Source organism: Pseudomonas sp. CCNWLW23 (genome assembly GCF_037095675.1).
GTDB lineage: Bacteria > Pseudomonadota > Gammaproteobacteria > Pseudomonadales > Pseudomonadaceae > Aquipseudomonas > Aquipseudomonas atacamensis.
In genome coordinates this window covers 67984-79466 of record NZ_JBAWKM010000021.1, presented here as the reverse complement: position 1 = coordinate 79466, position 11483 = coordinate 67984, and the positions used below count along the sequence as shown (strand labels likewise).

Genomic DNA, 11483 nt, shown 5'->3' with positions numbered 1-11483 from the left:
ACCCTTGGCTTCACGCCAAGGGTTTTTCGTTATTCGAACCGCAGCGGGATCACTCCCACTCAATCGTCGCCGGCGGCTTGCTCGACACGTCGTAAGTAACGCGGGAGATGCCTTCGATTTCGTTGATGATGCGGCCGGAAACGGTTTCCAGCAGTTCGTAAGGCAGGTGCGCCCAACGTGCGGTCATGAAGTCGATGGTTTCCACGGCACGCAGGGCCACGACCCAGGCGTAACGGCGGCCATCACCGACCACGCCGACCGATTTGACTGGCTGGAATACTACGAACGCCTGGCTGACCTTGTGGTACCAGTCGGCCTTGCGCAGTTCTTCGATGAAGATGTGGTCGGCGCGACGCAGCAGGTCGGCGTATTCCTTTTTCACTTCACCGAGGATGCGCACGCCCAGGCCCGGACCCGGGAACGGGTGACGGTAGACCATGTCGTACGGCAGGCCGAGTTCCAGGCCCAGACGACGGACTTCGTCCTTGAACAGTTCGCGCAGGGGCTCGACCAGTTTCAGGTTCATCTCTTCCGGCAGGCCGCCCACGTTGTGGTGCGACTTGATCACGTGGGCCTTGCCGCTTTTCGCGCCAGCCGACTCGATCACGTCCGGGTAGATGGTGCCCTGAGCGAGGTACTTGATGTTGTCCAGCTTGCAGGATTCGGCATCGAACACGTCAATGAAAGTGCGGCCGATGATCTTGCGCTTCTTCTCCGGGTCGGCTTCGCCGGCCAGGTTGTTGAGGAACTGCTCCTCAGCGTTGGCGCGGATTACCTTGACGCCCATGTTCTCGGCGAACATGGCCATCACTTGCTCGCCTTCGTGCAGACGCAGCAGGCCGTTGTCGACGAAAACGCAGGTCAGCTGATCGCCGATGGCCTTGTGCAGCAGCGCGGCAACCACCGAGGAGTCAACGCCACCGGACAGACCCAGCAGCACGTTGTCGGTGCCGACCTGGGCGCGGATGTTGGCGATGGCGTCTTCAGCGATCTTCGACGGCGTCCACAGGGCTTCACAGCCGCAGATGTCGAGCACGAAGCGCGACAGGATGCGACCGCCCTGTTTGGTGTGGGTCACTTCCGGGTGGAACTGCACGCCGTAGTAAGCGCGGTCGTCGTTGAACATACCGGCGATCGGGCAGCTCGGGGTGCTGGCGAGGATGTGGAAGTCTTCCGGCATCTTCGTGACTTTGTCACCGTGGCTCATCCACACGTCGAGGCCGAACAGGCCGTCGGCGTCGATGTGGTCTTCGATGCCGTCGAGCAGGCGGCTCTTGCCGACCACGTCAACGCGGGCGTAACCGAACTCACGCAGTTCGGAACCTTCAACCTTGCCGCCCAGTTGCTCGGCCATGGTCTGCATGCCGTAGCAGATGCCGAATACCGGAACGCCCAGGTCGAACACCGCCTGCGGGCAGCGCGGGCTGTTGGCTTCGTGCACGGACTCGGGGCCGCCGGCGAGGATGACGCCTTTAGGAGCGAATTCGCGGATCGCATCTTCGTCCATGTCGAACGGGTGCAGTTCGCAGTACACGCCGATCTCGCGCACGCGGCGGGCAATCAGCTGGGTGTATTGCGAACCGAAGTCGAGGATCAGGATGCGGTGAGCGTGAATGTCGAGGGCCATGACTCATTCTCATGTAGTGAATCAGAAACAACTCGGGGCTGAATGAACAGCCCCGGTGATTTAACGTTTTGCTGGAAGCCTCAACCTACGCGGTAGTTCGGCGCTTCCTTGGTGATCTGCACGTCGTGAACGTGGGACTCGGCCATGCCGGCACCGGTGATCCGCACGAACTCGGGCTTGGTGCGCATTTCTTCGATGTTGGCGCTGCCGGTGTAACCCATCGAGGAACGCAGGCCGCCCATCAACTGGTGAATGATCGCGCTCAGGGTGCCTTTGTACGGCACGCGGCCTTCGATGCCTTCCGGTACCAACTTCTCGGCACCGGCCGAGGAATCCTGGAAGTAACGGTCGGACGAGCCTTGAGCCTGGGACATGGCGCCCAGCGAACCCATGCCGCGATAAGCCTTGTACGAACGACCCTGGAACAGTTCGATCTCGCCCGGGGCCTCTTCGGTACCGGCGAACATCGAGCCCATCATCACGCAGGACGCACCGGCCACGATGGCCTTGGACAGGTCACCGGAGAAACGGATACCACCGTCGGCGATCAACGGCACGCCGGTGCCTTCAAGGGCGGCGGCGACGTTGGCGATGGCGCTGATTTGCGGCACGCCGACACCGGCGACGATACGGGTGGTGCAGATCGAGCCAGGGCCGATACCGACCTTGACTGCGTCGGCCCCCGCTTCGGCCAAGGCCTTGGCGGCAGCGCCGGTGGCGATGTTGCCGCCGATCACCTGCACTTCAGGGAAGTTCTCTTTGACCCAGCGTACGCGGTCGATCACGCCTTTGGAGTGACCGTGTGCGGTGTCGACCACCACCACGTCCACGCCGGCATTGACCAGTGCGGTCACGCGATCGCCGGTGTCTTTACCGGTGCCGACCGCGGCGCCAACGCGCAGACGACCTTGATCGTCCTTGCTGGCCAGCGGATAGGCTTTTGCTTTTTCGATGTCGTTGACGGTCATCATGCCTTTGAGGGCGAATTTGTCGTCGACGATCAGCACGCGCTCGATGCGGTGCTTGTGCAGCAGTTCACGGACGTCGTTCTTGTCGGCACCTTCCTTGACCGTGACCAGACGCTCTTTAGGCGTCATCACTTCGCGGACAGTGGCTTCCAGACGGTTTTCGAAACGTACGTCGCGGGAGGTGACGATGCCGACCAGGTCGCCATCGTGCAGGACCGGAACGCCGGAAATGTTGTGCAGACGGGTCAGTTCGAACAGATCACGCACCGTGGCATCGGCCTCGATGGTGATGGGATCCTTGACCACACCGGCTTCGAACTTCTTGACCTTGCGCACTTCGGCAGCTTGCTGCTCGATGGTCATGTTCTTGTGGATAATGCCGATGCCACCTTCCTGAGCCATGGCGATTGCCAGACGGGCTTCAGTAACGGTGTCCATGGCGGCAGAAACCAGAGGAATATTCAGTTCGATGCCACGGGTAAGACGGGTCTTGAGACTGACTTCGTTGGGAAGCACCTCGGAATAACCGGGCACTAGGAGAATGTCGTCGAATGTCAGAGCTTCTTGGCTGATACGCAGCATCGCGGGGGCTCCCGAGCGGGAAAATGGAAGCGCGCCATTATAGTCAGACACCCCCTGCTGTTCAATGTAAAACTCAGCCTAATTGATAGATGGAAAAGCCCGGCCCTACAGCTCCACCTTGACCCAAGAGACAGGTTGATCGAGCCAATCGGCGAACTCGTCGATAAAGCTCTGCTTGAACCCCGCCTCCAGCCAATTATTGAAAATGAAACCGAGGTTGGAAAACGCGCACTCCTGCAAAAACAGGAAGCCGTTGATGTCGTCCTCATGCCCGCATTCGGGGCAGGTGAAATTGTCGGTGCGACCTGGAAACCAGTCTTCAAGACTTTCGAACAGCGCCTCACCCACTTCGCGGCGGCACTCGGCGCAACCAGCCTCCTCGAGAAAACCTTTGGCCGGGGTGTAGATGCAGCGCTTGGTGACGATCTCCAGGCCGTTGATCGGTTCGCCGAACGGCAGCGCTTCGGGGTACAGCACCACAGCGCGAGCACCGTCGGCGATGGCGTGGGCCATGCGGTTGCCGGTGCGGCCGCAGGTCGTCAGCTGTTCTTCGATGATGTTCTTGCGCACCAGCCAGCGCACGATCGCCCGCGCCCGGGGCTCGTGCACCGGCAGGGTGGAGATTTTCGGGACGATGATGCTTTGCGAGTTCATGGGAAATCCTGCGGTGTGACTTCTGACGCCTTCGCGAGCAAGCTCGCTCCCACAGAGATTGCATGCCAATGTGGGAGCGAGCTTGCTCGCGAAGAGGCCCTGAAGGCCGGCAGCTTAATCCCTGACGAAATCCGGTCAAGTGCTGAAATAGCGCACGATCAACGCGATGCCGCTGGCCAGCACCAGCCACGTCACCAGCCGCACAAACGCCTCGCGCGACAACCTCATGGTCAGCCGCCGGCCGATCCACAAGCCCAGCGCCATCGCCGGCAACAGACACAGCGCCAGCATCAACAAGGGTAGTTCGGCATACACACCGGCGATGACAAACAGACTCAAGCGCACCACGGTGCTGCAACTGATCAAGGCACTTTGCGTGGCCCGCGCCGCGTCCTTGGGCAGGCGGCTGTTCAGATAGATCGCGTAAAGAAAGCCGCCACTGCCAAACAACGCGCCGAACAACCCGCCCACTGTGCCCATCGGCACCGCCCACGCTGCCGACAACTGTGCCGGCCGCGCTTTCACCCACAGGCTGTAAACCGCATAGGCGCTGATAAACAGCCCCATCAAAAGTAGTAACAGATCGGATTTCAGATTCAGCAGGAAGATCACCCCCAACGTGCAGCCGATCGCCATGCACGGCAGCAGCCTGAGCAATTCCGGCTTGGCGACGTCGCGCCGCGAGGGCAGCAGATTGCCGAATGCCGCGACGAAATCGAGCAGCACCAGCAGCGGCACGATTTTCGACAGTGGCATGAACAGGATCAGCATCGGCCCTGCGACCAGCGCCGTGCCGAAACCGGCGATGCCGAATACGATGTAGGCCAAGGCGATGGCCACCCCGATGACCGCCCAACCGCCCGCGCCCCACGACCACGCCCCCAACAGCTCCATCATGCTCATCGTCCGCATCCTTTATAAGACGCGCTGACTGTAGCCAGTAGCGGGCAGCACGACCAGATATCAAATTGATCCCATGTGGGAGCGAGCCTGCTCGCGAAGGCGGAGTGTCATTCCCCCGTTGTTGTCCGCTGACACAATGCTTTCGCGAGCAGGCTCGCTCCCACAGGGTTTTGTGCGGTGTCATGGTGATTGGCGGGCAAATGCCTTTAAACTGCGCCCCATGATTAAAGATCCCTTTGCAAGACTTGGCCTGGACCGTGAAGTCCTGACCGTCAGCCAGCTCAACGGCCGCGCGCGGGTGTTGCTTGAAGACGTGTTCAGCAACATCTGGGTCGAAGGCGAAATCTCCAACCTCGCGCGCCCGGCGTCCGGCCACGTCTACTTCACCCTCAAGGACAGCGGCGCGCAGGTGCGTTGCGCGCTGTTCCGGCAGAACGCCGCGCGGGTGCGCCAGGCATTGAAGGACGGTCTGGCGGTCAAGGTGCGCGGCAAGGTTTCGCTGTTCGAAGGCCGTGGCGACTATCAGCTGATCCTCGACACCGTGGAGCCGGCCGGTGACGGCGCGCTGCGTCTGGCCTTCGATGCACTGAAGGAAAAGCTCAGCGCCGAAGGCCTGTTCAGTGCCGAACGCAAAGTGCCGCTGCCCGCGCATCCGCAGCGCATCGGCATCATCAGCTCGCCGACCGGCGCGGTGATCCGCGACATCATCAGCGTGTTCCGCCGCCGTGCGCCGCAGGTGCAACTGACCCTGATTCCGACCGCCGTGCAGGGCCGCGAGGCCACCGCGCAAATCGTCCGCGCGCTGAAAATGGCCGATGCCCGTGGCTTTGACGCGCTGATCCTCGCCCGTGGCGGCGGCTCGCTGGAGGACCTCTGGTGCTTCAACGAGGAAGCGGTGGCGCGCGCGGTCGATGCCTGTGTCACACCGATCGTCAGCGCCGTCGGCCATGAAACCGATGTTTCGATCAGCGATTTTGTCGCCGACGTCCGCGCCCCCACGCCCTCGGCCGCCGCCGAACTGCTCGCCCCGGATTCCAGCCATCTGATTCGTCAGGTCGAGAGCCTGCACCGGCGTCTGGTGATGCGCATGCGTGATCGCTTGATGCGTGATCGCCTGCGTCTGGAAGGCATGGCGCGACGATTGCGCCATCCCGGCGAACGTCTGCGCCAGCAGGCGCAACGTCTGGACGATCTGGACATGCGCATGCGCCGCGCATTCGAACGCAGCCACAATACCCGCCGCGAACGCCTGATCCGTCTGGAAACCCGCCTCGCCGGGCAACATCCGGGGCGCCAACTGGCGATGCTTCGCCAGCGCCTCGACAGCCTCGCCGAGCGTCTGCCCCGGGCCATGCGCGATGCTCTGAAACAGCGTCGGCAGCAATTGCACAGTCAGATGCAGACCCTGCACGTGGTCAGCCCGTTGGCGACTCTCGGTCGTGGTTACAGCATTCTGCTCGACGAGCGTGGCCACGCGATTCGCAATGCTGCGCAGACCCACACCGGCCAGCGTCTGAAAGCCAAGCTCGGCGAAGGCGAACTGCAAGTGCGCGTCGAGGACAATCACCTGACGCCCGTCACCCTCTCTTTACTGGACTGATCCATGCCGCGTTTTCTCGCTCCGCTGCTGTTGCTCTGCCTGACCTTCAACGCCCACGCCGACAGTTACATCACCCGGCTGTTGAACAAACCGGTGCCGGGCGGCGTCGCCGTGGTGAATCTGGGCACTGCCGCGCAGGCGCCGAAAGCTACTTATCAGGGCAAACCGGTGCTGGTGGTCAAGGAGCAGAACAACTGGCTGGCAATCGTTGGCGTGCCGCTGACGGTCAAGCCCGGCGCGCAGCAGATCAGCAGTGGCGGGCGCAATCTGCCCTTCACCGTGGGCAGCAAGAAATATCCGGAACAGCACATCACCCTGAAGAACAAACAGCAGGTCAATCCGAACGCCGACAACCTCAAGCGCATCGAGGGTGAACTGGCGGAACAGATCGCGGCTTACCGCAGTTTCAGCCCGAACACGCCGAGCAATCTGCTGCTGGACAAACCGGTCAACGGGCCGCTGTCGAGCAAGTTTGGCGTGCGTCGTTTCTTCAATGGCGAAGAACGTAATCCTCATGCCGGTCTCGATTTCGCAGTGCCCGCGGGCACGCCGATCAAGACCCCGGCGGCGGGCAAGGTGATTCTGATCGGCAATTACTTCTTCAACGGCAACACGGTGTTTGTTGACCACGGCCAAGGCTTTATCAGCATGTTCTGCCACATGTCGAAGATCGACGTGAAGATCGGCCAGCAACTGGCGCGCGGCGCGGTGGTCGGCAAAGTCGGCGCGACCGGCCGGGCAACCGGGCCGCATATGCACTGGAACGTCAGCCTGAATGATGCGCGGGTGGATCCGGCGATTTTCATTGGTGCCTTCCAACCTTGAGTATGTGTTGAGGCGACCGGCCTCTTCGCGAGCAGGCTCGCTCCCACACTGGATCTTATTCACAACAAAGATCCCCTGTGGGAGCGAGCCTGCTCGCGAAGGCGGCCTATAAAACACCGCCATACTCAATGAATCTCCAAAAACTCAATTGCGCCCCAATCTAGGCTTACGCAAGCATCAACAACTTCCACCGCCTAAAGCGCAATAAATTCCTGCAAAATCCCGCTTTCCGGGTATTCCTCTCAATTTTTTCCGACTGCTTGCCATCCTTTCCCCTCGCGGTTAGGGTTGAAGCCATGAAAACCTCTCACACCCTCATTCAGCTTCGCCAGCACCGCAGCCTGTGCCTCGTCAGTGCACGACTGCCAGGCTGAATCGCTGCGCCTCGTCCCACGCTTTTCCAAGAACATTCGTTCAACCGGCAGGCCGCCTCTTTTCGGCCCAGACAACAAGGAATTTCCCGATGAGCATGCTCAAAGACCCGTCTTCGAAATACCGCGCGTTTCCCGTCATCAACCTGCCTGATCGCACCTGGCCGTCGAAGACCATCGACGCCGCGCCGATCTGGTGCAGCTCCGACCTGCGTGACGGCAATCAGTCGCTGATCGAGCCAATGGACGCGGCGAAGAAGCTGCGCTTCTGGAAAACCCTGGTGCAGGTCGGCGTGAAGGAGATCGAAGCGTCGTTCCCCGCCGCGTCGCAAACCGACTTCGACTTCGTGCGTACCCTGATCGAAGAAGGCCACATCCCGGACGACACCACCATTCAGGTACTGACCCAGGGCCGTGAAGACCTGATCGAGCGCACCTTCGAATCCCTGCGCGGGGCGAAGAAAGCCATCGTTCACCTGTACAACGCCACCTCGCCTTCTTTCCGTCGCATCGTCTTCAACCAGGACAAGGACGGCATCAAGGCCATCGCGGTCAACGCTGCCAAGCTGTTCGTCAAATACGCAGCCATGCAGCCGGAAACCGAGTGGACCTTCGAATACTCGCCGGAAACCTTCAGCGCTACCGAGCTGGAATTCGCCAAGGAAGTCTGCGACGCCGTGATCGAGGTGTGGAACCCGACGCCTGAGCACAAGATGATCCTCAACCTGCCGGCCACGGTTGAATGCGCGACGCCGAACGTTTACGCCGACCAGATCGAGTGGTTCGGCCGCAACATCAACCGCCGTGACAGCGTGATCATCAGCCTGCACACCCACAACGACCGTGGCACCGGCGTCGCGGCCACCGAGCTGGGCCTGATGGCCGGCGCCGATCGCGTCGAAGGCTGCCTGTTCGGCAACGGCGAACGCACCGGTAACGTCGACCTCGTCACCGTCGCGCTGAACATGTACACCCAGGGCGTCGACCCTGAGCTGGACTTCTCCGACATCGACGGCGTGCGCAAAGTTGTCGAAGAGTGCAACCAGATCCAGGTGCACCCGCGTCATCCGTACGTTGGCGACCTGGTGCACACCGCATTCTCCGGCTCGCACCAGGATGCAATCCGCAAGGGCTTCGCCCAGCAGAAACCGGACACCTTGTGGGAGGTGCCGTACCTGCCGATCGACCCGGCCGACATCGGTCGCAGCTACGAGGCGGTGATCCGCGTCAACAGCCAGTCGGGCAAGGGCGGCATCGCTTACTTGCTGGAGCAGGAATACGGCATCAGCCTGCCACGCCGCATGCAGATCGAGTTCAGCCAGGTCGTACAGCGTGAGACCGACCGCCTGGGCCTGGAGATGACCGCCAAGCAGATTCACTCGCTGTTGATCAGCGAATACCTGCAGGCCAACACTCCGTATGCGCTGGTCAGCCATCGTTTGCAGGAAGAGAACGGCAACAGCGCCGTCGAAGTCGAAGTGGCCAGCAAAGGTCAGGGCGAAACCAACCTGCACTGGCGCGGCAAGGGCAACGGCGCGCTGGAAGCCCTGGTCGCCGGCCTGCCGATTCCGGTGGAAATCATGGACTACAACGAACACGCGATCGGCGCGGGCACCAATGCCAAAGCAGCGGCCTATATCGAACTGCGAGTGAACGGTGAACGTGCGGTGCACGGCGTGGGTATCGATGAAAACATCACCACCGCAAGCTTCAAGGCATTGTTCAGCGCGCTGAACCGCTCGCTGAGCCAGCCAGAGGCAAAAGCAGCGTAATCGACCGCTGAAATGCGAAAGGCCCCGGAGTGCAAGCTTCGGGGCCTTTTTTTGTAGATCAAAGGATGCGATCGTTCCCATGCTCCGCGTGGGAATGCCTCAAGGGACGCTCCGCGTCCAGTGACGCGGAGCGTCACGGGCTGCATTCCCACGCAGAGCGTGGGAACGATCGGCTGCCTCAGGTGAACTCGAAAGTGTCGGCATCCAGGTTCGCCGGAAAGCGCTCGCGATACGCCGCCAACGGCGCCGCTTCCAGAACCACCTTGAACACACCATCCGCCTCCCCCGCCGCCAGCAACGTCTCGCCCTGGAAATCCAGCACCTGACTGTCGCCGGTATAGGCGAAGCCTTTGCCATCGCTGCCCACCCGATTTACCGCTGCCACGTAGCAGAGATTTTCAATCGCTCGTGCCGGCAGCAGGCGGTTCCAGTGCAGACGCCGTGCGCCCGGCCAGTTGGCGGTGTACAGCAGCAGATCGGTGTCCTGCGCGTCGCGGCTCCACACCGGGAAGCGAAGGTCGTAGCAGATCAGCGGACGAATCCGCCAACCCTTGAGCTCGAACTGCACCTGCCGCTCGCCGGGCGTGTAATGGTTGTGCTCGCCGGCCATGCGGAACAGGTGACGCTTGTCGTAATGCAGCACTTCGCCGTCCGGCCGCGCCCAGAGCAAGCGGTTGCGATGGCTGCCGTCAGCCGCCTGAATGATCACGCTGCCAGTGATGACCGCATCGAACTTGGCCGCCTGCGCCCGCAGCCATTTGCTGGTCGGGCCGTTTTCGGCTTCAGCGAGGGTTTCCGATTCCATTGAGAATCCGGTGGTGAACATCTCCGGCAGGATGATCAGATCGGCGCCCCGGGCCTGCTCCAGCAGCAGCTCGAAATGCTCGAGGTTGGCCTGGCGATCGTGCCAGGCCAGGCTGGTCTGGATCAGCGCCAGGGTCAGGTCTGGCAATGCACTCAGATCACGCATAGTTTCGCCGCCGCTTCACGCAGCGTCTCCTCGCGTTTGGCAAAGCACAGGCGTATCAGGCGCTGGCCCTGCGGTGGATTCTGGTAGAACACCGACACCGGAATGCTCGCGACACCGTGCTCGCGAGTCATCCACATGGCCATCTCAACATCGTTCAGATCCGGACGGATCTGCGAATAATCGACCAATTGGAAATAGGTGCCGGTGACTCGGGTAAAACTGAAGCGCGACGGCGCGAGCAGATCGCAGAACAGATCGCGCTTGGCCTGATAGAAACCCGGCAGCTCTTCAACGTGCTCCGGGTGCTCGGCCATGTAATCGGCCAGCGCGTATTGCAGCGGCGTGACGCCACAGAAACTGACGTACTGATGCACCTTGCGCAATTCGGCTGTCAGCGCTGGCGGGGCGACGACGTAGCCGGTTTTCCAGCCGGTGACGTGGTACGTCTTGCCGAACGAACTGACCACGAACGCGCGCTGATACAGCTCTTCATGGGCCAGCACGCTGACATGCGGCACGCCGTCGAAAACCAAGTGCTCGTAGACTTCGTCGCTGATCAGATAGATGTCGCGATCACGGATCAACGCCGCCAGTTGATCGAGCTCGGCGCGGCTGATCAATGCGCCGCTGGGGTTGTGCGGGGTGTTGATGACGATCATTTTCGTCCGCGGGCTCAGGGCCGCGGCGAGCTGGTCGAAATCGATGGAGAAATCGACCGGATTCAGCTGCACATGCACGCAACGACCACCCGCCAGCTCCGTTGCCGGTGCGTAACTGTCGTAGCACGGATCGAAGACGATGACTTCATCGCCGCTGTGGATAACGGCCTGAATCGCGCAGAAGATCGCCTGGGTCGCGCCGGGTGTTACCGTCACTTCATGATCGGCATCGACAGTCACGCCGTAGCTGCGGGCGATCTTGGCCGCGATCTGCTGACGCAATGCCGGCAAACCGGTCATCGGCGAGTACTGGTTATGGCCACTGGCGATATGCCGCCCGACCGCATCACGCAACGACTGCGGGCCGTCGAAATCCGGGAAACCCTGGGACAGGTTTATCGCGCCGGTCTGCGCCGCGAGCTGAGACATCTGCGTGAAAATAGTGATGCCGACATTCGGCAGCTTGCTGGTGATCATCGGGGGTTCTCTGCTCAACACCCGGCTCTGACGACGGCGCGGGAGAGCCCGAGGATAGCCCATCCGGCGCCCATA

At 61.5% G+C, this 11483-nt stretch carries 9 protein-coding genes; 3 read left to right on the top strand and 6 right to left on the bottom strand.

Going from position 1 to position 11483, the window contains the following annotated elements; genetic code table 11:
* Positions 1-49: 49 nt before the first annotated feature.
* From guaA to V8J63_RS22850, 4 genes are all read right to left on the bottom strand, one after another.
* On the bottom strand, positions 50-1627 hold the full coding sequence (gene guaA, locus V8J63_RS22865; protein WP_016773344.1) for a glutamine-hydrolyzing GMP synthase: 1578 nt from the start codon (positions 1625-1627) through the stop codon (positions 50-52).
* Between the two features lie 80 nt (positions 1628-1707).
* On the bottom strand, positions 1708-3177 hold the full coding sequence (gene guaB / locus V8J63_RS22860) for an IMP dehydrogenase (protein ID WP_016773343.1): 1470 nt from the start codon (positions 3175-3177) through the stop codon (positions 1708-1710).
* 105 nt (positions 3178-3282) lie between these two features.
* Positions 3283-3831 carry a hypothetical protein gene (locus V8J63_RS22855; RefSeq protein WP_016773342.1) on the bottom strand — a complete coding sequence of 183 codons (549 nt, stop codon included), beginning with the start codon at positions 3829-3831 and terminating at the stop codon, positions 3283-3285.
* 135 nt (positions 3832-3966) lie between these two features.
* Positions 3967-4734 (bottom strand): sulfite exporter TauE/SafE family protein, encoded by a 768-nt coding sequence (locus tag V8J63_RS22850; protein WP_071173484.1) that lies wholly within the window; start codon positions 4732-4734, stop codon positions 3967-3969.
* A gap of 220 nt (positions 4735-4954) precedes the next feature.
* On the opposite strand from V8J63_RS22850, the gene xseA reads away from it, so the two are divergent.
* The 3 genes from xseA to leuA all read left to right on the top strand — a co-directional run bounded on the left by xseA (position 4955) and on the right by leuA (position 9302).
* Positions 4955-6334, top strand: coding sequence for an exodeoxyribonuclease VII large subunit (gene xseA / locus V8J63_RS22845; RefSeq protein WP_336464657.1), 1380 nt, complete (start codon positions 4955-4957; stop codon positions 6332-6334).
* Between the two features lie 3 nt (positions 6335-6337).
* The gene (locus V8J63_RS22840) at positions 6338-7159 is read left to right on the top strand and encodes a peptidoglycan DD-metalloendopeptidase family protein (protein WP_336464656.1); all 822 of its coding nucleotides are present in this window, start codon (positions 6338-6340) and stop codon (positions 7157-7159) included.
* A 463-nt stretch (positions 7160-7622) separates the two neighbouring features.
* Entirely contained in the window at positions 7623-9302 is a 1680-nt protein-coding gene (leuA, locus tag V8J63_RS22835; RefSeq protein ID WP_016773339.1) for a 2-isopropylmalate synthase, read from the top strand.
* A 178-nt stretch (positions 9303-9480) separates the two neighbouring features.
* Here leuA and V8J63_RS22830 read toward each other — a convergent pair whose 3' ends face one another.
* A complete protein-coding gene (locus tag V8J63_RS22830; protein ID WP_039761442.1) occupies positions 9481-10272 on the bottom strand; it encodes an amidohydrolase in 792 nt (263 codons plus the stop codon).
* Positions 10260-11408, bottom strand: a complete 1149-nt coding sequence (locus tag V8J63_RS22825; protein ID WP_137214099.1) for a pyridoxal phosphate-dependent aminotransferase — start codon at positions 11406-11408, stop codon at positions 10260-10262. Before V8J63_RS22825 ends, V8J63_RS22830 begins: the two co-directional genes overlap by 13 nt.
* Between the last annotated feature and the right edge of the window lie 75 nt (positions 11409-11483).